The organism is Ruminococcus sp. J1101004sp1_RTP21198st1_B9_RTP21198_201120 (assembly GCF_040924245.1).
GTDB lineage: Bacteria > Bacillota > Clostridia > Lachnospirales > Lachnospiraceae > Blautia_A > Blautia_A faecis.
The window spans coordinates 109,646-134,475 of the sequence record NZ_JBCOMI010000002.1 but is presented as its reverse complement, the minus strand read 5'-3'; the positions used below and the strand labels follow the sequence as shown (position 1 = coordinate 134,475).

The 24,830-nt window shown below is 40.7% G+C and carries 23 protein-coding genes; 19 read left to right on the top strand and 4 right to left on the bottom strand.

Features of this window, described 5'->3' with window-relative positions; translation table 11 throughout:
- The first annotated feature begins 3 nt into the window (after window positions 1–3).
- From AB5618_RS01845 to AB5618_RS01805, 9 genes are all read left to right on the top strand, one after another.
- Window positions 4–717: an ABC transporter ATP-binding protein gene (locus AB5618_RS01845; protein ID WP_004853372.1), complete on the top strand. Its 714-nt coding sequence runs from the start codon at window positions 4–6 to the stop codon at window positions 715–717.
- Window positions 707–1,891: an ABC transporter permease gene (locus tag AB5618_RS01840; RefSeq protein WP_012744282.1), complete on the top strand. Its 1,185-nt coding sequence runs from the start codon at window positions 707–709 to the stop codon at window positions 1,889–1,891. Before AB5618_RS01845 ends, AB5618_RS01840 begins: the two co-directional genes overlap by 11 nt.
- A gap of 27 nt (window positions 1,892–1,918) precedes the next feature.
- Window positions 1,919–2,422 carry a hypothetical protein gene (locus tag AB5618_RS01835; RefSeq protein WP_015514509.1) on the top strand — a complete coding sequence of 168 codons (504 nt, stop codon included), beginning with the start codon at window positions 1,919–1,921 and terminating at the stop codon, window positions 2,420–2,422.
- 43 nt (window positions 2,423–2,465) lie between these two features.
- Window positions 2,466–3,422, top strand: coding sequence for a D-alanyl-D-alanine carboxypeptidase family protein (locus AB5618_RS01830; protein ID WP_012744280.1), 957 nt, complete (start codon window positions 2,466–2,468; stop codon window positions 3,420–3,422).
- A gap of 65 nt (window positions 3,423–3,487) precedes the next feature.
- Entirely contained in the window at window positions 3,488–3,886 is a 399-nt protein-coding gene (locus tag AB5618_RS01825) for a winged helix-turn-helix domain-containing protein (protein WP_015514508.1), read from the top strand.
- A 441-nt stretch (window positions 3,887–4,327) separates the two neighbouring features.
- On the top strand, window positions 4,328–4,930 hold the full coding sequence (locus AB5618_RS01820) for a hypothetical protein (RefSeq protein WP_012744278.1): 603 nt from the start codon (window positions 4,328–4,330) through the stop codon (window positions 4,928–4,930).
- Between the two features lie 42 nt (window positions 4,931–4,972).
- Window positions 4,973–5,557, top strand: coding sequence for an SOS response-associated peptidase (locus AB5618_RS01815; protein ID WP_012744277.1), 585 nt, complete (start codon window positions 4,973–4,975; stop codon window positions 5,555–5,557).
- A 23-nt stretch (window positions 5,558–5,580) separates the two neighbouring features.
- Window positions 5,581–6,039 carry a YaiI/YqxD family protein gene (locus tag AB5618_RS01810; protein ID WP_015514506.1) on the top strand — a complete coding sequence of 153 codons (459 nt, stop codon included), beginning with the start codon at window positions 5,581–5,583 and terminating at the stop codon, window positions 6,037–6,039.
- Between the two features lie 10 nt (window positions 6,040–6,049).
- Window positions 6,050–6,568, top strand: a complete 519-nt coding sequence (locus tag AB5618_RS01805; RefSeq protein WP_012744275.1) for a hypothetical protein — start codon at window positions 6,050–6,052, stop codon at window positions 6,566–6,568.
- A gap of 15 nt (window positions 6,569–6,583) precedes the next feature.
- Here the strand turns inward: AB5618_RS01805 and AB5618_RS01800 are convergent, their stop codons facing one another.
- On the bottom strand, window positions 6,584–8,017 hold the full coding sequence (locus AB5618_RS01800; RefSeq protein WP_368366441.1) for a relaxase/mobilization nuclease domain-containing protein: 1,434 nt from the start codon (window positions 8,015–8,017) through the stop codon (window positions 6,584–6,586).
- Between AB5618_RS01800 and AB5618_RS01795 the strand changes: the two genes are divergently transcribed.
- From AB5618_RS01795 to AB5618_RS01760, 8 genes are all read left to right on the top strand, one after another.
- A complete protein-coding gene (locus AB5618_RS01795) occupies window positions 7,923–8,909 on the top strand; it encodes an ATP-binding cassette domain-containing protein (RefSeq protein ID WP_243880016.1) in 987 nt (328 codons plus the stop codon). The genes AB5618_RS01800 and AB5618_RS01795 overlap by 95 nt on opposite strands.
- 173 nt (window positions 8,910–9,082) lie before the next feature.
- On the top strand, window positions 9,083–9,331 hold the full coding sequence (locus AB5618_RS01790) for a type II toxin-antitoxin system prevent-host-death family antitoxin (RefSeq protein ID WP_021905858.1): 249 nt from the start codon (window positions 9,083–9,085) through the stop codon (window positions 9,329–9,331).
- A gap of 1 nt (window position 9,332) precedes the next feature.
- On the top strand, window positions 9,333–9,632 hold the full coding sequence (locus AB5618_RS01785) for a type II toxin-antitoxin system RelE/ParE family toxin (protein ID WP_019163197.1): 300 nt from the start codon (window positions 9,333–9,335) through the stop codon (window positions 9,630–9,632).
- 366 nt (window positions 9,633–9,998) lie between these two features.
- Entirely contained in the window at window positions 9,999–11,483 is a 1,485-nt protein-coding gene (locus AB5618_RS01780) for a TIGR02677 family protein (protein ID WP_173735012.1), read from the top strand.
- Window positions 11,483–12,625, top strand: coding sequence for a TIGR02678 family protein (locus AB5618_RS01775; protein WP_148462138.1), 1,143 nt, complete (start codon window positions 11,483–11,485; stop codon window positions 12,623–12,625). The genes AB5618_RS01780 and AB5618_RS01775 overlap by 1 nt, the downstream gene beginning before the upstream one ends.
- Complete coding sequence (locus AB5618_RS01770; protein WP_243271347.1) at window positions 12,615–16,730, top strand: TIGR02680 family protein; 4,116 nt, start codon at window positions 12,615–12,617, stop codon at window positions 16,728–16,730. The genes AB5618_RS01775 and AB5618_RS01770 overlap by 11 nt, the downstream gene beginning before the upstream one ends.
- Window positions 16,708–18,006 (top strand): TIGR02679 domain-containing protein, encoded by a 1,299-nt coding sequence (locus AB5618_RS01765; protein WP_148462139.1) that lies wholly within the window; start codon window positions 16,708–16,710, stop codon window positions 18,004–18,006. The genes AB5618_RS01770 and AB5618_RS01765 overlap by 23 nt, the downstream gene beginning before the upstream one ends.
- A gap of 38 nt (window positions 18,007–18,044) precedes the next feature.
- Window positions 18,045–19,991 carry a bifunctional UDP-sugar hydrolase/5'-nucleotidase gene (locus AB5618_RS01760; RefSeq protein ID WP_148462140.1) on the top strand — a complete coding sequence of 649 codons (1,947 nt, stop codon included), beginning with the start codon at window positions 18,045–18,047 and terminating at the stop codon, window positions 19,989–19,991.
- 103 nt (window positions 19,992–20,094) lie between these two features.
- On the opposite strand, the gene AB5618_RS01755 is transcribed toward AB5618_RS01760, so the two are convergent.
- Complete coding sequence (locus AB5618_RS01755) at window positions 20,095–20,427, bottom strand: helix-turn-helix domain-containing protein (protein ID WP_173735011.1); 333 nt, start codon at window positions 20,425–20,427, stop codon at window positions 20,095–20,097.
- A 399-nt stretch (window positions 20,428–20,826) separates the two neighbouring features.
- Between AB5618_RS01755 and AB5618_RS01750 the strand changes: the two genes are divergently transcribed.
- The gene (locus tag AB5618_RS01750; protein ID WP_148462141.1) at window positions 20,827–21,864 is read left to right on the top strand and encodes a DUF3878 family protein; all 1,038 of its coding nucleotides are present in this window, start codon (window positions 20,827–20,829) and stop codon (window positions 21,862–21,864) included.
- An 8-nt stretch (window positions 21,865–21,872) separates the two neighbouring features.
- Here AB5618_RS01750 and AB5618_RS01745 read toward each other — a convergent pair whose 3' ends face one another.
- Window positions 21,873–22,304: a threonine/serine exporter family protein gene (locus AB5618_RS01745; RefSeq protein WP_148462219.1), complete on the bottom strand. Its 432-nt coding sequence runs from the start codon at window positions 22,302–22,304 to the stop codon at window positions 21,873–21,875.
- Window positions 22,305–22,309: 5 nt separating this feature from the next.
- Complete coding sequence (locus tag AB5618_RS01740; protein ID WP_148462142.1) at window positions 22,310–23,074, bottom strand: threonine/serine exporter family protein; 765 nt, start codon at window positions 23,072–23,074, stop codon at window positions 22,310–22,312.
- Window positions 23,075–23,285: 211 nt separating this feature from the next.
- Between AB5618_RS01740 and AB5618_RS01735 the strand changes: the two genes are divergently transcribed.
- Complete coding sequence (locus tag AB5618_RS01735; protein WP_148462143.1) at window positions 23,286–24,806, top strand: C69 family dipeptidase; 1,521 nt, start codon at window positions 23,286–23,288, stop codon at window positions 24,804–24,806.
- The last annotated feature ends 24 nt before the right edge of the window (window positions 24,807–24,830 follow it).

Sequence of the window (24,830 nt, the reverse complement as noted above, 5' to 3'; positions counted from 1 at the left end):
AAAATGAAAGGAATTTCCGAAAAGACTTTAATCAAAATAAAGGATTTGAAAGCAAGCGTCAAATTGAATAATGGCGATATGCTGACAACAGTAACCAACGCTAATATGGAATTGCAACGAGGGCGCAGTTATGCCATTGTCGGAAAGTCCGGCTCAGGCAAAACAAGCCTTATATCCATTATTGGCTTGTTAAATCGGGAATATGAGGGCGAGTACCTTTATGATGGTATATCTATTTCTGCTTTGAAAGACCGTGATCTGTCTATACTGCGAGCCAATAATATCGGATTTGTATTTCAGAACTACTCTCTGATTAAGCACTTGCGGGTATGGGAAAATATCGAATTACCCCTACTCTATGCCAAAAAGTCGTTTACCGCCAAACAGCGTCACGAGATAATTACAGGCTTGCTAAAAAGTGTCGGCTTAGAAAGCAAGGAAAATGATTACCCAATCAATTTGTCCGGCGGTGAACAACAAAGAGTTGCAATCGCAAGGGCGCTTGCAGTATCTCCGGAAGCCATTTTATGTGATGAGCCTACGGGAGCGTTGGATAAAAAGACGGGAACGCAGATTATGGAACTGTTGCACAGCGTCGTAAAAGAAAATGGAATTATGCTGCTGTTGGTTACGCACGATCCTGATATTGCAGATACCTGTGATACGATTTTTGAAATGGATGGAGGGAGGATAACTTGTGCTAAAAATGATACTTAAAGACCTTCGTCTGTCTCCACTTAGAAGTATTCTGACAAGTGTTTCAATGCTTGTAGGCATTATCGCAATGCTTGGATCGGTATTAGTTGGTACGCTTGGACGGGAGTATTTGATTTCCGTAAACGCACAGGTATATGGCTGGTCACCTACTTACTCATTCGTGATAACGGAATCCGATTTTCACGATAGAAATAAAATGGAACAATTATTCCAGAGATTTGAAGCCATTGATGATGTAGCCGCTGTTACTTTTTCTATGGGAGAAGATATTCGATTTGCACCAATGAAAGATTTAACGCCAATACCGCCGAATGATGTTTACCAAAACCTGATGGCTTTTGATTTAGTTTGCACCACGGAGGCATATAGTCAAGTCTATAATCTTCCAATGACATCCGGTAGATGGTTAGAGCCTTCGAGTGAGGGCGGCTCGCTTGAAGTGGTCATAAACAAAGAAGCTAAAAACTATTTTAATGATTCGCCCTATGCTGCAGGAAATGTAAAAAGCACACTTTCGTTAACCCCATTCAATATTGTCGGAGTAGTAAACGATGGCAGGGATTTTCCGACTATCTATGCGGATTCTGCGGCGATCCTCAATTTCGCACCAGCAATGTGGCAAGTACAAAATGCAAATGTGTATTGGCATCCCACAACAGGACTGACAATCGAACAGATACATTCTGCCCTTGGCGACATTTTGACTGATACCATTGGCGGTTACTGGGAAAGTGCTGGGCGGAGTGATATTGGAGATACCTATGATTCGGTATTGTCCATACTGCAATTAGGGCTTTTGGTTACTTCGCTTTTGTTGCTGTTTGTTTCCGTATTAGGGCAGATCAATATCGGACTATCTTCATTGGAACAGCGCACACATGAGTTGCTGATCCGCAGAGCGATAGGTGCTTCACGAACAAATATTGTGGCATTGGTTTTAGGCTCACAGTTGATTTTATCAATATTCGTTTGCCTTGCAGCTATTTTGATTTCGCTGATTTTGGTGCATTGTATTGGAGCGTTGCTCCCTGTGGATTCCCCGGTGGGAACACCGAGTTATCCAATCAGCGTTGCTGTTGTTGCAGTTGCTGTGTCTGTGCTTACAGCATTATTGGGCGGATTATTACCAGCATTGAAAGCAGCAAAATTAGAGCCTGCATTGGCTCTTAGATAATAAAACTCAATTCAAGGAGGAAACAAAATGAAACGAACAATCTCAAAATCCGAAAGACCGTACAGACTGTTATTGTGTGTTATGATTTCTTTGCTGGTGATTATGCTGGCAGGCTGCTCCACTTCTTCGGACTCCGACACAAACACAAGAGGTTTCACGGACTTTGCTACCATTGAAGAAGAATACCTAACGACCATTGAGAGTTTGAATTGGCCGGAGGGCTTTACGCCGCCTGATGCTTTGGAAGGCGAAGATACGGGAGCGTCTTTTCAGATAGGATATGGCGATACAAGAGCATCTAACCTTTGGGAATATTCTTGGATGCAGGAATGGCTTGATACTTACAATACGGATTCGGAAAGGGCGGCAAAAGCCTTAGCTGAACTCGAAAAAGCCTTTGATATGCCTTATATGGGAACAGATCGCTGTGATGACGCCACACGCAAATATCTTCGTGATAATATTGATAAAGCTAAGTTGGGAGATCCGTCTGGATTTACAGAGTGTATTCAGGCAAATTATGCCGATTAAAAATGGCACATAGGAGTTTTGGTGTTGGGAGGTGAGCACATATATGCAGAGAAAACGCCGTAAGAAAAAACGATTTGGAGTATTTTTGTTTTTGCTTGTAGTTTGTATCGGCATAGGTATAATGTTTGTGCCGTGGGCAATGCAGCCGGAAAATTTCAGAGAGGTAAAGAATAAAATAAATGGTTTTCTCTACAAAGAAGATTTTCCTGACTCTTATAATGCAAAATCGCTGATTTTGGTGGATTGTTCTGATGATGAAATATTTGTTTCAAAAAACGAGAACGAGCCACAAATTCCTGCAAGTTTAGCCAAGCTGTTTGTTATTGAGTATGCGTCAACTTTAGCAGACCTTGATAGTATCGTTGTTGCAGACTATGGTGCTATTTCACTCACGAAACCTGGCTCGTCTGTTGCTCAAATCAAGGAAAAAGAATACTTTTTACACAATCTATTTGCGGCAATGTTAGTACCGTCAGGGAATGACGCAGCTTATGTGGTTGCTGATTATTGTGGAGGATTACTTTCGCCGCAAGCAGAAAGCTGTCAAGAGCGTGTGAGGATTTTCATGGAGAACTTAAACCTGCATTTGCAACAGCAGGGGTACTTAGACACAGTTTTATATGATCCGAGTGGTTTTGATATGGAGGCACTTACCACCACTTTAGATTTGAAAGAAGTAGTATATCGGTTGTTGGAATACTCGTGGTTTAGAGAAATTGTATCTCAAAACACTTATACGGCAACACTGCCTGATGGCAGTACACAAATATGGCAGAATACAAACGCCTTCCTTGATCCGACATCCGAATATTACAACGAAAATGTATGCGGAATTAAGACTGGCTCTCTGTCTGACGACTATAACTTGATTGTGCTTTATCAGCAGCACGGAAAAGAGTTTTTGATATGCAGTTTAGGCTCTCAGTCCGATTCCTCTCGTTATGACGATGTGAATTTTATTCTGAAAACGATTGATGAATCGTATTATCTCACGCAATAAATCTTATGTTGTCCAAGACAAAAAAACTAACCAAGGGGGGTGATAATATCGGACGAATCGTAATAATGGAGTTCAAAGCACAAGACTCAACAGCCTTTGACGATATGCTGGCTTTTGTAAAACAGCACCCTGATTTTGAAAAATTAGAGATTTCATATGAGCCGACATTATCCCTTTCCGGCTTAGAAATCAATTTGAGCCGGCGCAGAGTTATCAATAACGGTCAGGAAATTGAACTGACCGTCAAAGAGTACGATATACTCTGCTTGCTCGCAGCCAATAAAGGTCGTGTTCTTACATACGAGCAGATTTATGATAAGGTGTGGGGCGAAATATCAGCAGGCAATGAAAAGGATACCGTAGGCTTTCACATTCGGAATCTTCGTAAAAAACTTTGTGATACAAACTCTCACTTTTCCATAGATAGTGTTCGTGAGATCGGCTACCGCTTTAACAGTCAGTAAGCAGTCCCTCGTAGTTCATAATGAATTGCGAGGGATTATTCATTTTCTAAGACGGTATGTCGGAATTTGATAAATCCCTGCAAATGTTGATTTTATACGACTGTTAAGAGCAATATCGTGTCTAAACTTGCGACTGGACTTTGCATTTTCTACGAGTTATCTTCGTAATATCTCGGCATTATACTACTGGAATGTTTATCATAAACAGGGCATGATTTATGGCAGAATGGGCAGTCGTTCTCGTGCCATTTATTAGGTCTTGCTTGGATACGAATATGTTTAACTCCATTCTTATCAGAGTAAAGATTACAATTTTTTATAACTGTGTTCTTGACATTAAGGACACTTTTGCATAATGTATTAACTGAAGCCACTTGTGAATACTCCTTTTGTGTTTTTCTTCGCAGTTAATACATTAAAGGACACAAGTGTTTTTTCAATATGGTGTTGTTAATTTATGGTGTTAGGCTTCCACCATTATGCCAGAAGCCTCATATAAATTTATTGGGAAGAGTTACCGATCAAGTTTTCTCAGAATCCGAAGAATGGGATATTGATACGGTGTCAGAAACTATTGCATCGGAATATGAAAGAGCAACGAATCTTTCGATAAATAAAGAGAAGCAGAATTTGCCAATAGAAGAAAAACGAACGATAGATGTTAAAGAAATACGAGAATGGCTGAACTTTATTATTACGATTATATCAGTTGTTTTGGGAGTTACGAATTCTTCAGCAACAACGATAAATAATTACAATTATACACAACAAGTCAATAATTATTACATCGTTGGAATGGGATATGATGCGAAGGAGCTAAATACGACTAAATATAGAATCGTTAATAGAGAATCTATTGTACGACTGAAGCATGACTGCCATTCGATTGTAATTGAAAAGCTTGAGGAAGGGAAAGTTGTTAGAATTATAGATAAATATAAAAAGTGGCGACAGATAATTTGGGAGAATGAAGATGGTGAAGAATGTATGGGGTGGATTCAAAATTATAAATTAACTGAGTTTAAAGTGCCTAGAAATAAATGATGTATATTTGATGAAATAGAATCTATAAGTGAAGGAAGTATTATGTGTGGTAGATATTATATTGATTCTGATATGGCAGATGAAATCGAAAAAGTAGTGCATGATATAGACCAACGGATCCGGCAGGAACATTTTGCAGGAGATATCTTTCCAACCAATGTAGCACCGATCATTGAAAAATCAGAACATGGATTGAAACTGGATGTTTGCAAGTGGGGATATCCATTGTCACAAGGAAAGAATCTGGTTATAAATGCAAGAGCAGAATCTGTTATGGATAAACCTTCTTTTCGAAATGGAATCCTCTATCACCGCATTTTGATACCGGCAAGTGGGTTCTATGAATGGAATCGGTTAAAAGAGAAAAATACATTTTCCAGATATGATGCACCAGTATTGTATATGGCTGGCTTCTGTGATTGGTTTGAGAATGAACGACGATTTGTGATTATGACTACAGCAGCCAATGAATCTATGATAAAAGTACATGATCGTATGCCGCTGATATTGGAAAAAGGACAGCTGAAAGATTGGTTCGATGACAGGAAAATGGAGCAAATTCTGCATCAGGTACCGGTTCAGCTAAAACGAGAGGCAGAATACGAACAGCAGAGCTTATTCTTATAATGGTTCAGAGGAGAAATAGAAAGATGCAAATATTTGTTGATGCAGATGCCTGCCCAGTGGTTGCGATCATTGAAAAGATTGCAAAAGATAATAGTGTTCCGGTAATGTTGTTGTGTGATACAAACCATGTTCTGTCATCGACTTATAGTAAAGTTGTTGTTGTCGGTGCAGGAGCAGATGCAGTAGATTATAAACTGATTAGTATCTGCCATAAAGGAGATATTGTCGTATCACAGGACTATGGTGTGGCTGCAATGGCATTGGGAAAAGGTGCTTATGCTATTCATCAATCAGGTAAATGGTACACGGATGATAATATTGATCAGATGCTAATGGAACGTCACCTGAGTAAAAAAGCCAGAAGAAGTTCCCGTAAATGTCATGTCAAGGGACCGAAGAAGCGGACGGAGGAAGATGATGAAAGATTCGCTCAGTCTTTTGAAAAAATGCTTTTGATGGCACGGGAGAAAGAAGGCAGATGAGGAATTGTAGATGCAGAGGAACGACAGAAGCTATAAAGACTTAAAACAAAAACAGAAGAGTGCAATAGCAGATAAAACATACAAAATGCACTTGAAGTTTTATCTTGAGAATCAGCGAATGCCGGATGCTACTGAAATGAATGATATATGCAAAAGTTTGTTTACGGCAGTTCAATCGCTTGCTCCTAAAACGGAATATGAAGAATTTTATAAAATTGTTGAAAAGCGTGAAAAGAGTTATGAAGAACGTATCCTGAGAGACATTCAGAATGGAATTATAATAGAAACACTTATGGCAAAAAAACATAAGAAAACGCCGGAAGAAAAAGCAGCTGTTGCGAAACAAAAGAAGCAGCAGAGGCGAGCAAGACGGAAACAAGAAACAAGAGATAATCTGGCTAAAGAAGAAATCTTGCAAGATGACAGATTTTTCGTTATTGCCGGTTATACCTCCGGAGGTGCACCGTATGGTGTCACCTGGGAGGAAATGGGTCTGAAACCTTGGGAAGATTTGGAAGAGAATAATTGAGTTGTCAGTGCAATCTTATTTATCTCTTGTGACAGAAACAGGTTCCCGTTTTGCCGGAAGTAAGTCTGAATTGATTTCAGGAGCATCGAGCAGCACAGAGAAATTTTGCTGAATGATATCCAGTGTTTTCTGCTTTTTCTGTAATTTCTGTTTTTCCCGGACGGTAGCAGCTTGTTCAGATTCAAGATTTTCAATCCGCTTCTGGATTTTTTCAGAGCTAGGGATTTTAGTAACACCGAGATCCTGAAGCTCTTTTTTTAGTGAATCGTGGAGTTGGTATTCTGCCAGATGCTTGGAACGGTATTCTTTTGGATTTTTTGCAGATTTGCAATCTTCTATCACTTTACGGCAGAGCCGGTAAGAATCACAGTGTTTCTGAATGACTTTCTGCGTGCTTAGCTCACTGGTGATGTGTGCTATTCTCTGATCAGCCGCTTTAACAGAAGCATCAACATCAGAAACATGCTGCCTGAAATCCTCATAATTCAGTAGGTTATTTTCTGAAAGATAGTTGAAGGTGCGGGCTGCCTCTTTTAGATTATTGAGTTTTGCCCAATGTTCAAATCCTTCTCGATTGCCAGTCGTTACATACGTGGAGATATTGATATACAGGCGAGCTTCTCTGGACAGATGTTTTGGAGTTTTCACTTTGCTACGATTTTTAGCTAAGTGGATGCGGACGTTTTCTTCCGTATAATAACTTCCCAGAGATTTCATATAAGTGAAATTTTTTTGTTCCGGTGCACGGAAAGAAAGATGCTTTCCCTGCCGGACTTCATATCCAGCTAACTGCATTTTTTGTAGAAATTCCTCATAGTTGATGGAAGTCCAGATTGCTTTATCAACTGCAACACGTAGCTTGGCTTTCCAACTGGTGCCACGATGATATTCCATGTTCTCTTTATAGCTTTTTCCTTTTTCTCCGGTTGGCATACTGGTGGCAAGTCCATTTTCCAGGCAGATACGATTACTGATTCTGCAGAGTTTATGGTAGCTCCGCTTATTGGAAACATACTTGTGATGATCAACAAAGCTTGCAGCGTTGAAGATGATATGGTTATGAATGTGCTTTTTATCAACATGGGTACTGATCACGTATTCATATTTTCCTTTCAGTACTTCGGCTGCAAATTGCTGTCCTAAGCGATGGGCAGTTTCGGCATCAACTTCTCCAGGTTTAAATGACTGGATCAGATGAAATGCCAGGTTATCACCTTTGTCCATTCCATTCTTTTTTGCCATTTCTCTAGTCATGGAAAATTCGAGATCAGCAGTTTCCGGGGAACAGCCAAAACTGGAAACCAGCAGTTTTTCATCAGTCTTGTCTGGATTCGTGATATAGTCCAGAGCTTTCTTGTCTGTTACTTTAATGGGGAAGATCTTAATATATAAAATAATTGCTTTGGGTGAAAAGGGCGGTAACGCAGGTGGATATTTAGTTGACGTCAATGCATTTTTAAAAAAACAACGAGATATAAAAAAATACGTTCCAGTTGTTGCAAAAAAACAAATTAGAATATTGTTAAATAGTTCTATATATAAATATAAAGGGGTTGATTTGGCAGTAGCAGAAAATTGTATGAATTTGATTACTGGATATTCAGGTGTTGGTAAATCTACTTTGTTAAGGGAATATTTCCCGCAGTATTTCAATAGTTATTTATATATAAATCAGAAACCGCTTCTCGGAAATAAGAATTCTTGTGTGGCTACTGTGTTAGATTTATCAAATAAAATCTCAGAATTGTACGCAAAGAAGCACAAAAAGGACAAGAAGTTCTTTTCAAACTTGACTGGAAATGATGGTATGTGTCCTGTGTGTTTAGGGGCGGGATATATTGAATATGGTGGTGATTATCATCAGAGTATGCGAGTTGAATGTAGAGAGTGTGAAGGTACAGGATTTAACAAAAATCTTAAAAAATATAAAATTAAGGGCAAATCAATTTTTGATGTTTGGAAGATGACATTAGATGAGGCAATAGATTTTTTTGAGGATATCGACAAGTCGATTACAAAAGTGTGTATAACTGCGTCTGAAATTATGTTAGGTCATTTACAGATTGGACAAGCAACTGCTACATTGTCTGGAGGAGAAAATATTCGAATAAAAATTATGAAAGCATCAAAATCAACCGCAAAAGTTATTGGTGTTGACGAGCCCTTCAAAGGCTTAAGCAATATAGAAATTGATGCAGTCGCAAACTATTTAAATAGAATAAGAGAAAAAGGCAAGACGCTTATTGTGATTGATCATTCAACAGGTGTAGAAGATTATTTTTCTCAATGGATTCAAATAGAAAATATCGATAATAGATTAATTGGAAAACAGTTTAAGTAATGCAAGTAGATACATTTTAAGTGAATTGGTTAATCTGCGATATATTACCATAATAAAAATATTCGGAATGAGAACACTTTTAAGCTGTAAAAATTTACGTTGAATTTTACAGCTTTTTGTGTATAATAGAAGTAGCAGAAACAATTTAAATCAAAGGAAGGAGCTGAAAGAATATGGCAAATATTTTACCAGTATCTGATTTGAGAAATTATAATGAAGTCCTGAAAAACTGTCATAAAGGAGAACCGGTATATCTGACTAAGAATGGCAGAGGACGTTTCGTTGTCATGGATATTGAAGATTATGAGCGTGACCGTGCAGAGAAAAAGCTTCTCTTGAAGCTGCAGGAAGCTGAAGAAGCAGTGAAAGATGGCGAAGGTTGGTTAGATCTGGATGAACTGAAAGCACTTGTGGGGGAATAAGATGTTAAAACTGCGGATCAATCCGATTGTTGCAAAGGATTTGAAAAACATCCGGGATTATATTGCTGAAGATAACGAAGAATATGCAGCAAAGACCATAAAGGAAATTTACGGTAAATTTGAAAACCTTCAGATGTTTCCTGGAATGGGGTCAGATCTCTCCAAACGGGTCAGCTTTCGGACAGATTATAAATATGCGATATGGGAAGATTATGTGATTATCTACAAGGTCGGTAACGAATATGTAGAGATTTATCGTGTAGTTAACCGATATCAGGATATCACGAGAATCTTTGATTGATAACAGAGATGTGATAACAAATTGATAACACCGTTCAGTACAGTCTGGGAACTTTGGACAGTGGAACACATATAAAACCAGATAGAACCATAATTCCTATACAAAAGTGTATAGTGACAAGATTTTATTTGCGAGTTTGAATAAAAAAGTGAAATAAACAAAAAAGCGAAATTGGCTGTAGGATAGAATTCCTGCAGCCTCTTTTCGTGCAAAAAAATAGTAGCTTTTACAGATTAGGACTGGTCGACTGGACAACGTCTTGGTACAATGTAATCAGTGAAACAATCCGCAGGTATGGTAGTCTGGGACTTTTGCCCCCGACATTATATATAAGTAACCCCATGTATGAAAAGAAGGAGAGGCCTCATGCAGGTATCAGATAAATTAATCAAACCACTAACAGAAGCGAAATATTTAAATGCAGATAATGTAAGCAGATATCGCTGTATTATGCGTATTTTTTTTGAGCATTACGAGAAACTGAAATACTGGCTGTATCAGGAAGAGGTTTACGAAGAAATGATGAAGGATCCTTTTTTTGCAGATTACAGACCAGAGCAGTGTCAGCAGGATCTCACAATGTTGACAGAATGGAAGAATCTGAATACGATCCAGGATACGAAAAAGGTGGCATCCATTGAAGAATTTAAGAACAAAAAGTACCGCTATCAGATGACAGAATATAGTGTAGAGATAGAACGTCTGGTGCTTAGACTTGAGAACCTGTTTATTGAAGGTGCATCCCTAGAACCCACATTATTGGAGCGGATACGAAGAGGTATAGAACGGTTTCCGGAGATGGTGGAAAGAGATAAAAATGAAGTATATACCTGGTGGACAGATCTGAATAATGATTTTGTACGCCTGAATCAGAATTATCAGGACTATATCAGAGATTTGAACAGTGTGCGGGCAGAAGAAATGATGCATACGAAACAGTTTCTGGTGTTTAAAGACCGGTTGATCGAATATCTGCGCAGCTTTATTAAGGGATTACAGAGAAATGTAGGTGTGATAGAAGAAAGCTTATGCATGCAGAAGGAAGAGATGAAAAATCAGGTATTTGAAAAAGTAGTTGATTATGAATTGTCGATACCGCGAATGGATGTAGAAGTATCGAAGGAAATGATCTGGCAGAAAGTTAAGGGCCGTTATCAAAGTATCTATGACTGGTTCGTAGGAAATGAAGGCCAGGAGAATGAAGCGGGAAAGCTTTTTGATGCGACAAATGACATTATTCGCAGGATCACAAGATATGCAGCGCAGTTAAGTGAAAAGAATGCATTGGGGGCTAACAGAAAAGAAGAATACCGCAAGGTGGCAGAATTATTTTTGAAATGCCAGGATATGGAAGAAGCTCACAAAATGTCTGCAATGGTATTTGGCATGGAGTGCCCGCAGCATATTGCCGGAGATCTGGTACGTGAAACGGATAGCATGAATATCGGAGTATACGAAGAACAACCCATGGAAATCAGTTTAAAGCCAAGGATACGTACATACAGGGAGAAATCCAGAAGAAGTGCGATCCGCGAATCAGCAGAGCAAAAGCAGGAAACAAGACGTAAAATGCTGGAAAAACAGAGAGAAGAAATGGAAAAATTGCAGGCGTTGGAAGTAAATGGAAGGATTCATTTTGGAGAATTACCGGTGCTGGAACCAAGAATCAGAGAGATCCTTTTGAAATGGCTGTCGGATGCCATGGAATCTGCGGATTTTTCTGCAAGAACGGATGATGGAAGAAGATACATATTAGACAGAAGCCGGGCAGATGAGACCTGTGTTGTGCATTGTCTGGATGGTAATTTTACTATGCCTGATTTGTCAATTGTATTTCAGGAGGAAACGTGATGAAGGAACTGGAGATCCTGTTAAATAAAAGATGGGTATTAAAATCCAGAGATAAGGAAACCTATTATAAATTAAGAGATGCCCTTGGAGAACTGCGTAAATTTACTACAGAGAAAATGGGCTGCCAGATCATTGACAATTCACTTCTGATAAAGATGGAGAAGATTCCGGTGATACCGGAAAGCTTTATGGGGATCCAGAAATTTTCCTCAAAAGAAGAATATGCATATCTCTGTATTCTGCTGATGTTTCTGGAAGACAGAGATGCACAGGAGCAGTTTATCATATCACAGCTGACGGAATATATTACAGCAAATCTGCCTGGGGAAATCTCTGACTGGACATTGTATACGAACAGAAGAAAGCTGATTCGTGTAATGAGATTTGCAGCAGATCAGGGGCTTATTGGAGTTACAGATGGAAAAGACGAGGCATTCATGGACGATGAAGGAGGAGAAGTGCTTTATGAAAATACAGGGGCATCCAGGTATTTTATGAAGAGCTTTTCAAAAGACATTATGGAATACACGAAACCGGAAGATTTTCAGGAAAGTGACTGGTTTGAAGTGGATGAAGACCGAGGCTTTGCAAGAAGACACAGGGTTTATAAAAGACTGATTTTTGCACCTGGTATGTACAAAGCGGATGGCTCATCGGAGGATTTTGAATATCTGAAATATTACGGACGCAGATTAAGCGAAGAACTGGAGCAGATATTTGACTGTCATGTGCACATTCATAAAGGAAGTGCATATCTGCTATCCGGAGACGACTGCAGGATGGGAACGGTATTTCCCGGCAATAATTCCATATCCGATATTTTGCTTTTGTGTTTTCGTGAAATACGCAAGAAAATTGAGAAGGGTCAATGGAAGACCGGATTGGATGAAACCTGTCTTATAGATCAGATTGAATTTGAAAATATGATAAAAGAAATGAAACAGGAATATGGAAGTGGATTTTCGAAAAATTATCGCGAGATGCCGGAAGGGGAATTTGTAAAAAGTGTGTTGGATGAGATGGAGTTGTGGATGTTCATAAGAAAAGAAGAACTCGCTCATCATATAAAAATATGTCCGCTCACCGGAAAAATACAGGGAAGCTATCCGGAGGATTATATGGGAGGAAGAAATGATGAATAGCAGATGGCAGGCAAATAAGATCGGACTGATTAATTTCTGGTATTATGACGAACAGGAATTCCCGTTTGTGAAGGGCAGAATGCTCCTTCGAGGTTCAAATGGATCGGGAAAATCAGTAACCATGCAGAGTGTGGTGCCTCTTCTTCTGGATGGAAATATGAGTCCGGAACGACTGGATCCCTTCGGTTCCAGGGACCGTAAGATGAGCAGCTATCTTCTGGAAGAAGATGACGGACGTGAAGAACGCACTGGCTATTTGTATCTGGAGCTTAAAAGACAAAACAGTGACACATATTTAACGATTGGAATGGGTATCCGCGCAAGAAGAGGAAAGAATCTGGACAAATGGTATTTTAGCCTGACCGATGGAAGACGTATCGGTAAGGATTTCTTTTTATACAAGGATTCAGGAGAAAAGGTTACACTTTCCAAAAAAGAGCTGGAAAACAGGATTGGGGATGGCGGCCGCGTTATTGACAGACAGGTTGATTATATGGAATATGTGAACCGCCAGATTTTTGGATTTGAGACAACAGAAGAATATAAGGAAATGATAGATCTTTTGATTCAGCTGCGTACACCGAAGCTTTCCAAGGATTTTAAGCCATCTGTAATCAATGATATTTTAAGTGATTCCCTTCAGCCCCTGTCTGATGATGACCTACGTCCTATGTCGGAAGCCATTGAAAATATGGATACCATGACCATGAATCTGAAAAACAGGAAAGAAGCCAGACAGGCAGCAGAAAAGATTCAGGCAGTATTTTCAAAATATAATCAGAAATTATTATATGAAAAAGCAGAACGCTGCGAACAGGCTGGGCTAAAATTGGAAAATGCAAGGACACAGCAAAAAGAACAGGAGAAAAAGCTGTGTGAATGCAAAAAGAAGATTGAAGCTCTGAAAATAGAACATCAGGAGTTGGATGCGAAACGTGAATCCATGGAGAAAGAAAAAGAATCTCTGAATAAAAGTGACGCTGTAGCATTGAAGCGAAGAGAAGCGGAGCTGATTACGGAATTAAACGGACAACAAAAAAATCTAATGGAAAAACAGAGATTCCTGGAGCAGAAACAGACTCAATATCAGGATGCACAGAATCAGATCAAAACAGAAGAAGACAGGAAATATGAGAAAGAAAAAGAACTGGAAGAGCTTATAGAAGAGATGCAGGATGAGGCTGATACCATGGCCTTTGAAGAGCATGCATTTATGAAGGAAGAGCTGGAAAAACATCCGGAAGAACCATACAAATTCAATTTACACCAGCAGCAATTTGATAACACAAAAGAAAAAATTAATGAGGGAACAGAGATACTGGCAGAGACAGATCACCTGGAAAGACAGAAAGATGATCTGATAAAAGAAAGAGAAAGACGGATTCGTGAACTGGATACTCTTCAGAGAAAAGTGTCAGAACTGGAATCTGTATTTGTGCAGACACAGAATGAATGGAAAGAAGCATTGTATCAGTGGAACGGTGCAAACCAGGAGCTGGCATTAGAAAAAGAATTATTAAGAGAATTAAGTATATTTGCAGATGCGTATAAGGAATCTTCTGATTTTGCTGAAGTTCGTCAGAGGATTGCAGATGTATGGATCAAGAAAAATGGGGAAATCGAAGCTGAACTTTCGGTAAATGATACAGAGAGCCAGAATACAAAAAAGGAATTGGAAGAAGTAAGGGCTGATCTGGCTGAATGGGAGAATCAGAAAGAACCACAGCCGGAACGCTCAGAGGCAGTTATACGTAACCGTAAGAGACTGGATGCTCTTGGAATTCCATATCAGGAATTTTACAAGGTCATAGAATTTGGAGATAATCTGGAAGAAGAAGCCTGTAACCGTTTGGAAGAAGCTTTATTAAAGATGGGAATTCTGGATGCACTGGTAATAGATGAGCAATACAAAGAGCAGGTTCTGAAAACAGAAAAAGGATGTGAAGATCACTATCTGTTTGTCTGCAAGAACAGTCAGAAGAATTTGCAGCCAGACAGAAGTCTGTTAGATGTATTGGAACTGAATGAAGAAGTGAACGACATATTTTCCAATCAGCGTCTGACCGGAATTCTCGGAAGTATTGCATATGATAGTGAGAGCTTGTTTACGGTTGCAGAAGATGGAACTTACGGAATGGGAGTGCTTGCCGGAACTGTAACAGGAGAATATGAGGCAGGATTCCTTGGAACAAAGGCCCGTGAAAAACACAGACAGGCAAAGATAGAAGAGTGCAGACAGAGAATCACAGAGTTGGAAACCGCATTACAGCAGCTGGAGGAACTGCATAGAAAGCTGTCTGACAGAAAAGTTATTCTCAGAAAAGAATACGAGAATCTTCCGAAAGACACAGATATGAGAGAAGCACTTCGGATGCTGCAGGCCGAGGAACGAGAGTGCGAACAGCTGAAGCGAGAGAGTGATAAACTGGAATATCAGATCCGTGAACTGGCCGAGATACTGAAAGAAAAGAAAAAGAAAGCACTGGAAATTGCAGAAGCACTATATCTGACCTGTTCTTATGATATATTTAAAGAAGCAAAAAAAGCAGCAGAGGAATATGGAAAGCATTTGATCAGCCTGATTGCCGCACACGAAATGTATCTTAGAAGTCTGATGTATCTGAGAGAGCGAAAAGAACATCTGGAAGATCTGGATGCAGATATGGAACAGATACGGTATGATCTGCAGGAGCTTCAAAAAGAAATCAGGAGAAAAACAGAAGAACAGACTTCCATCCAGGAACAATTACGTCTGACGGATTACGAAGAAATTAAAGAACGGCTTGATGCATGTATTAACTGGCTGCAGGAGTATCCGGAGCAATTACGTGTATGCGTAAGCAGACAGACACATGAAGAAGATGAAGTGGGACAACTGACACTGCGCTTAGACGAAAACCAGAAGAAAATTGAAGAATATGAAAAGAAAACGAAATACTTTTCAGAATGCTATGATATGGAAAAGGCTTTGCATTATGTGGAAATACCCAAAGAGATACCGGAAGATGCCGGACATATCAGAAGTTATCTGGAATCAGATGTAAAAGCGCTGGATAAAGACAGTGTGATCCGCGATCTGAATAAGGTATATTTTGAAAACAGAGGCTTTCTTACAGACTATCATTTAATGCAGAATGAGTTGTTTACGGAAGAAGAACAAACGGAATTTCCTGCAAAACGACTGGATATTTCGGCCAGATATCAAGGCGTAAAGATATCATTTGCCAGTCTTCTTTTGCATCTTGAAGAAGACATTACAGAACTTGAGAATCTGATCAAAGATGGAGACCGGGAGTTGTTTGAAGACATTCTTGCCAATACGGTAAGCAGAAAAATCCGTGGAAAGATTAACGGGTCTAATACATGGGTACAGAAGATGAATTCCCTGATGAACGGTATGAATACATCCAGCGGATTAAAGCTTAGCCTTAGATGGCGAAGTAAGACTGCAGAACAGGAAGACCAGCTGGATACGAAAGAACTGGTAGAATTACTGAAGAAAGATTATCGGCTGATGAGTGAAGATGAGGCAGCCAGATTGTCTGCCCATTTCCGTTCCAAAGTGGCAGAGGCACGAAGAAATGCGAAAGACAGTGCGGGAATGGTATCCTTCTATCAGATCATGAAGGATACGCTGGATTACCGTAAATGGTTTGAATTTCAGCTGTTTTCCCAGAAAAACGGAGAACGTCAGAAGGAGCTGACAAATAGTGTATTTGGAACCTTCAGTGGCGGGGAAAAAGCAATGTCCATGTATGTACCGCTGTTTTCTGCAGTTGTGGCCAAGTATCAGGGAGGAAGAGAAGATGCACCGAGATTGATATCTCTGGACGAGGCATTTGCCGGAGTTGATAATAAGAATATTCGTGATATGTTCCGTCTGATGACAGAATTCCAGTTTGATTTTATTATTAACTCACAGGTTCTGTGGGGAGATTGCGATACGTTGGATGCATTGGCAATTTATCAGTTAATCCGTCCGGGAAATGCGAAATTCGTAACTGTTATGCCCTATTTATGGAATGGCTGCAGGAAAGAATTGTTAGAACACGAGGAAGAAGTAGAACAGAGAGGAATAGAGCTTGGACAGGCAGCAGGAGTATAAATCTGAGAATAAAATGAAAGACTGTCTGGCTTATTTTCGCCTGAGCCCGGTCTGGGAGAAGGTTCTGAAAGGCTTCCGGGAGAAATATATTTCTTACGGAAGGTTTGGTGGGAAAGTAATTCTGAAGAATCTGAAACCAACAGATATTGAAGAGCTGGAAGGATTTTTCGGAAAATCTTTTCACAGTCAGAAAAGTGTAACGGTGTCAGCAGAAAAATTCAGACAGGCGCTGGAAACAAGCAGATATAAAGAGATAACGCCGGAATGCCTGTTAGAGAATTTCTTCGAAGAGCCATTGCTTGGAAGACAGGAGCAAAAATCCTTGCGGGAACAGGAGAAAGAGCGTATATGGGAGATTTTTCAGAGAGACTATGAAGAAACTCCTGCAGAGGCAGCCTTAGAATCGTTGCGAAGCATTGTGAAAGACAATGGGAATCAGGAGTTGGCCAAATGGGACAGGACGCTGCGGTTTGGAGCAGAAATCTATAACAATCTGCCATATCGCAACACAAAGATGTATCTTGCCGTATTTGCAGCTATGCTGACAGGTAATCCACATGCGTTTGATATTGGAACAGCCGATGGGAATTTTTTATACCAGATCATACAGATGGATCTGGAAATAAGAGGAATTACAGTAGAGACATCTGCAATATTTCCTGCGTATAAACGTCAGAAAAGTTATCTGCTGGCAGGGATTATGCTGGATGATGTTTCCAATTATGCGATGATGTATCAGGTGCAGGCTGTGAAAAAAGATGGAACTTATCATAAAGGTATGGCAGGCTTTTTAGAAGAACAGCACATTGTACAGGTTCCTCTTGCAGTGCTTACAGAATGGGAGTCACTTCATTGTCCCCGAAACGAAATATATATTGTGGAAAATCCTTCGATTTTTGCAATGCTTTGTGGAAAAGAAGAAACAGATCAAAAAGGAAAAGCCTATATGTGTATGAACGGTCAGCCAAGACTGGCGGGGTTGATAGCATTGGATTTATTTGCAAAATCCGAAACCCGAGTTTATTATGCAGGAGATCTGGATCCGGAAGGTGTGTTGATCGCACAGAAACTTTCGCAGTATTATAAGGGCGAATTTTATTACTGGCATATGGAAGCTGCTGACTATGAAAGGTGCAGGTCTGAAGAGGTTATATCACCGAAGCGGCTGAAGATACTGGAACGGGTAACGGATGAAAGGTTAAAGCCCGTGGCAGCGCTGATTAGAAAATTCAGGACAGCCGGATATCAGGAGATGCTGGCAGAAGAAATGCTGTAGAAATCAGAAGAAAATTTTTTGAACAAAAAGGAGAAATTATGAAGACACGGAGACGAATTTTGTCAATTGTATTAACAATTGCAATACTGCTTCTGCTTGTACTGGATATTCCTGTGACAGCAGCCGGGACGAAAAAGGTAGACGTTTTGTTTACCCATGATATACATTCCCATCTGGACAGCTTTTCAACAATTGTGGATGGACAGCAAAAAGAAGTTGGCGGTTTTGCGAAAATAAAAACCCTGATAGATGAAAAGAAGAAAGACAATCCAGATACCCTGGTATTGGATGGCGGAGATTTTTCCATGGGTACATTGATCCAGACCGTATATGATACGGAGGCAGCGGAGCTTCGAATGCTGGGATATCTGGGGTATGATGTGACTACTTTTGGAAATCATGAATACGACTACCGGTCAAAGGGACTGGCAAATATGCTGAAGGCAGCCATAAATTCCAGTGAGACAGTGCCGGAGATCGCAGTGTGCAATGTGGACTGGGACGCTATGGAGAAAGATGGCTTAAATGATGGGCAGAAGCAGATCAAAGAAGCATTTGAAGCATACGGTGTGAAGGATTATGTGGTAATTCAGAAGGGCGATACAAGGATTGCTGTGGTTGGCGTGTTTGGAAAAGATGCCCTGGAATGTGCGCCTACATGTGAACTTCTGTTTAAAGATCCGGTAGAGGCAGTAAAGCAGACGGTAACTGAGATTAAGAAAAACGAGAATGTGGATATGATCGCATGTGTGTCCCATGGAGGAACCTGGGAGGACGAGGACAAGTCAGAGGATGAAATTCTTGCAAAAAAGGTGTCGGATCTGGATCTGATCATCAGTGGACATTCCCATACAGAGCTGAATGAAGCCATTAAGCATGGGAATACATATATTGTATCCTGCGGTGAGTATGGAAGAAATCTTGGATCACTTTCGATGACACAGAAGGAGGACGGACGTTGGGAAATGACCTCCTACGAGCTGATTCCTGTGTCTGATGAGATCAAGCCGGATCAGGAAACACAGAAACGCATTGATAAATTAATGGATACAGTAGACACTAATTATCTTGCAGATTTTGGGTACACCAGGGATGAGGTTCTGGCTCAGAACGATGTTGAATTCAACAGTCTGGAAGAGATGGGCACAAAGCATGAAGAACTGAATCTTGGCGATATTATGTCTGATGCGTACGTATATGCTGTGGAAAATTCAGAGTATTACGATGGAAATCCGGTAGACGTAGCGGTTGTACCAAGCGGAACGGTCCGTGATACATACACGAAAGGTGATATTACAGTAGAAGATGTTTACAATTCGTTTTCTCTGGGAATTGGAAAAGACGGTGTAGCAGGATATCCTCTTATCAATGCATATCTGACAGGAAAAGAATTGAAGCTGGTAGCAGAAGTAGACGCTTCTGTTTCAGATTTTATGACAACTGCAAGATTATATTGCAGCGGATTGAATTTTACATACAATCCTCACCGAATGATTCTGAACAAGGTGACGGACTGTTATCTGACCAGAGAGGACGGAGAAAGAATCGAAATCCAGGATGATAAGCTGTATCATGTTGTGACCGATTTGTATACAGGACAAATGCTTGGCTCTGTGATGAAAATGTCCTATGGCCTGCTGTCTCTTGAACCAAAGGACAAGGACGGCAATCCCATTGAAAATCTGGAAGACCAGGCAATCATGGAAGACGGCAGAGAATTAAAGGCGTGGGATGCCATTGCAAGATATATGAAGTCCTTTGAAGATACAGACGGGGATGGAATTGCCAATGTACCGGAATATTATGCAGCCACTCATAACCGTAAGGTTGTAGATGACAGCACAAATATTATTGATCTGGTAAAAAATCCCAATAGATTCTCAGTAATGATCGTGTTGATCTGCCTGCTCTTCCTTGTAATTATTATCCTTATTGTAGTTCTGGTCCGAAAACTTGTCCGCAAGGTAAAAAAGAAAAGTATGTGATACTATCACAGAAATGGGGAATAAAATCTGATATAATACTATAAACACCATAAAGTTACAAAAGGGGCTGTCGGGAAATAGACAGCCCCTTTTACGTTCAGAATCAATCTTCTTCCATCCATACCTTCATGGTTTTCAGAAGCTTTTGTTTCTCTGGAATACTCATTTTATGTACCTGCTCGGAAATCTCGCGGTCCAGGGCAGTTTCACGGTATTCAGAATCAATTCTGCCAATCAGGGAATCCAGGGAGATGTTCAGCAGTCTTGCATAATAAATAAGGATACGCAGGGACATTGCAGTACGGTTATTCTCCACGTTGCTGATATAGCCAGGAGTTACATTCAGAGCTTTGGCAACTTCTGCCTGGGTAAGCTTCATTTTGATTCGCAGTTCTTTCATTCGGGATCCTAAGTTTTCGTAATCAATCTGATTCATATTCGTTCTCCAATCTTTTTAACAGGTGCCGAACCGGCTTACCTGCGATTTTACACGCATTTAAGCTGCTTTCCAATTTGAACAAAATCTTCTGCAAATTCTGACGCACATCTTGCAGAAAACCCTTTTCAAACAGTTTCTTCAAACATGCTCTGGCAATCTATGGAACGGTTTCACCGCTTCCTGATTGCCTGCGGGTTCTTATATTATGGAACGACAGCTTCTTTATCCATAATATAAAGTATATAGAAAATATATGAAAAATGTAAGCTGTAAATTGTATGCTATTTATTTTATAGCTATATATCTGTTGTCGTTATTTTGACATTTCTGTCAGATACCCATATAATAAAAAGTGAAATTGGAAACAGGAATCGAACAGTTTGAGGTAATCACAAGATGCAGGATACATTTGAAATGCTGGAGGAGCTTTTGGAACAGGAGCAATTTGAATTGCTGTTTCCGAAAGAAAACGGAGCACAGGCTGAATGGGAATGTTATGAGACATATGAAAATAATGAGGGAAAACAGGGCGAAAAAGACAGCCTTGCCAGAGTGGGAAAAGAGAAAATTCCAGGTGATATCCGCCTTGTTTATTTGATGAATGATGCCGTAGAAAGCTTTCTCATTTTCCGGGATGCCAGACTTACAGGCTCTTATCTGGAGAATTATGAAGGCCCTCTGAAATCATCCTTAAGTCAGGAAGGGGATGAATATATACTGGTAGTATGGCAGGGGGAGAACGTAGTCACTCTGTTTTTCAGAATGCTGGATCTGGAGGTTTATCTTTATAACTATGGGGAGATCGGTCATTTCTGGGTGCCTGGATATGAATATCTGCGTCAGCTGGAATATCGGATCGCCATTGCAAGAGATAAGCTGGAATATCTGGGAGAAGAGTTTTGTACAGAAGAAGAAAGGGCACTTGTGCAGCTGGCGGACTTTCCACCGTTGAATTATTGTTGTTATCCGGCAGTGCCGAAACAGTATATTGTGCCAAAGGAAGACCCCTGGAAGCCGTCTGCAGCAGCATTTCAAGTAATGGAAGAGCTAGCAGAAGAAGCCCGGGATTTTTCTCTGCTTCGGTTATTGCATGTTTATAAGAAATTTCCAGCTACATTTATCGCCAGGATTTTTGCCAGGGCATTACACAAGAATAAGCATAGTGCAGTGATTGATCTTCTTACTGGAAAAATAAAAAGCGCAGCGGCAGCTTATCCTGACCGGAATTTTGGAAATGAGGCTGATCAGCAGTTAAAAAGTCTGCTGTCAAAAGCGGGAAAAATGCAGGAAAAACTGGCCCGGGACGGAATCCATGCAGAAATATTAAGAGAAGAGCCCTTTACAACAGCCAGAGACAGCCTGGATTTTCAGGTTTTTCTCATGGTTTGGAAAAAGGGCTGGCGGAATCGCAAGGTGGAAATCCAGAAACTGTGAATAAGAAACTATCGTGCTTTAACACTTCTCAGAAAATAACAGATCGCCCATGCAATACTCATCCCTGCGGCGATTCCAAATGCGAAGAGAAAGGTGTCCCTCCCATATTTAAGTGCCTGCATGGGATTTCCCTCTACAATACTGCTCATGCAGTAATAAAGGGTACTTCCGGGAATTAACGGAATCACGGAAGTAACGAAAAAAGAAGTGGAAGTTTCCTTGCAGATTCTTGCCAGGATTTCCGCATACACATCTGCAATAAAACCAGCCAGCAGTGCCGGAAGAAAAACACTTCCCCACAGACTCTTCCCGAAGAGAAAGACCAGCCAGCTAAGAAAACCACCGGCAGCAGCCAGCGGCAGATATTTAGTTTTCATGTGAAAAAGAAGACCAAAAGCCACAGATCCGATAGCTCCGGTAATCAGCTGTATAACCGTCATTGTGATCAAAGTCCAAACCTCCCAAAAAGAATAATTGCGCCCATAAAACCAAGCGCCAGTGCTGCTGCAAGAAGTAACGCGGCGATCAGCCTGATAATACCCGAAAGGGTATCACCAATGAGTACATCGCGGATTGCATTAGTTGACATAAGTCCTGGAATCAGAAGCATAATATCACCAATCATGATCTTATCCATGTGAAGGAAAGGACAGAGAAAAGTAAATCCGCAAATGGCGCAGCCAGTGAGAAAAGATGCTGCAAACTGGAAAGTAACCTCGTTCATACATACTGGTCTTAGATATTTTTGCAGGCTCCATATCAGGATTGCAGAAACGCCGGCAGTAATGGCATCCGGAATAGTGCCGCCGTAGAAAAGGGCAAAACTGCTGGCTGCAAGAACGCTTCCAAGCAGTTTCCAAAGAGGCTTAGGCCTGTTTGCATTGATCTTCTCAAATTCATTTCGCAGCTCCGCAGCAGAAACCGGATGACTGCAGAAACGGCGGCTCAGGTCATTGAGCTGCTCCAGCTTGGTGAAATCATTCCCCCCACATTCATGAATGCGCCGTGTCTGCGTCCGTGCGCCATCTCCGGGAAATTCTATAGTAATAACAATGCTGGACGTGATGACGAAAACGTTCATATGGGTAGCACCACAGGCATAACCCATCCGGTTCAGGGTGTCCTCCACCCGGAAAATTTCTGCGCCGCTGTTTAACAGAGCGTCGCCCATATCAAGAAAAACATGCAAATAATCTTTAGATGTCTGCATAAGGAATTCTCCTTTAAGTTATAGAAAAGCCCTGACGGGCCGGATTCTTTCGCGTATCATTTTGCTCTGGGAATAACATAAGTATAAAGCTTAATGGCAGGCAATACAACCGTTAAATAAATGATTTCCGGAATCCTGTATTCCATAAAACGTTGGATTGTGCTAACATAGAGCATAGTAGATTACGAAATATTTTCAGGAGGAAATTTAAATGGGTTGTACTACAATTTTAGTTGGAAAAAAGGCGTCTTATGATGGCTCTACTATGATCGCAAGAAATGACGATTCCGGTTCCGGCCATTATATGCCCAAAAAATTTGTGGTGGTTCATCCGGAGGAACAGCCGCGGAAATATAAATCTGTGATTTCTCATGTGGAAATTGATCTTCCAGATGATCCAATGGGCTATACATCTGTGCCAAATGCAGTAGACGGCGAAGGAATCTGGGCAGCTAGCGGTGTAAATGAGGCAAATGTGGGAATGACTGCTACAGAAACGATTACCTCCAATCCCCGGGTACTTGGCGCGGATCCTCTGGTAACCTATCAGCCTGCAAAGGACGGTAAGGAGGAAGCAGCCGGTGGAATCGGAGAGGAAGATATTGTATCCATTGTTCTTCCATACATCCATAGCGCCCGCGAAGGGGTAATCCGCCTTGGAAGCATTCTGGAGAAATACGGAACCTATGAGATGAATGGAATTGCTTTCCAGGATCAAAACGAAATCTGGTGGCTGGAAACCATCGGCGGCCATCACTGGATGGCAAGAAAGGTTCCGGATGAGGCATATGTAGTAATGCCAAATCAGCTTGGAATTGATAAATTTGACTTGGAAAAGGCATTGCGGGATCAGGAAAAATATCGGTGCCCATGTGAGGAATATGCGGATCTGGAATACATGTGTTCCGCTGACCTGAAAGAATTTATCAGCAAAAATCACCTGGATCTTTCCATGGATGGTGTACTGAATCCAAGAGATGCGTTCGGAAGCCATGACGATTCCGACCATGTTTATAATACTCCTCGTGCATGGTATATGCTGAGAAACCTGAATCCGAAGACAAAAATCTGGGATGGCGTAAATGCAGAATTTACTCCATATTCTGATGATCTGCCATGGTGCATGATTCCGGAAAAAAAGATTACTGTAGAGGATGTGAAATATGTATTGTCCTCCCATTATCAGGGAACCTCTTATGATCCATATGCTTCCTATGGAGAAAAAGAACAGCGCGGAGCATTCCGTTCTATCGGTGTGAACCGTACAGATTTCCTGTCTCTGATCCAGATGAGACCAGGCATGGAAAAGGACTGCAATATTCTGGAATGGGTTGCATTTGCATCCAATGCATTTAATGTGCTGGTGCCGTTTTATGCCACAATTGATACCACTCCGGACTATTTTTCCAGCACCACCAGGGAAGTAACCACTGACAGTTTCTACTGGGTAAGCCGCATGATCGGTGCCATGGCAGATGCTTCTTATAAGAGCTCCATTTTTCATATTGAACGTTATCAGGAGTGTGTAATGTCAAAAGGCCACCAGCTAATTGGCAAATATGACGCTCTTCTGGAAAAAGAGTCTGACGCAGCGAAGCGAATGTCCCTTCGCCATCAGGCCAACCAGGAAATTGCGGATATGGTGAAAAAAGAGGCTTCTGACACACTGAATAAAGTGCTTTATGAGCTGAGTAATCAGATGAAGAATGCTTATTCCAGGTCTGATGCGTAATGTCAGAGCCTTTTTCAAACACGC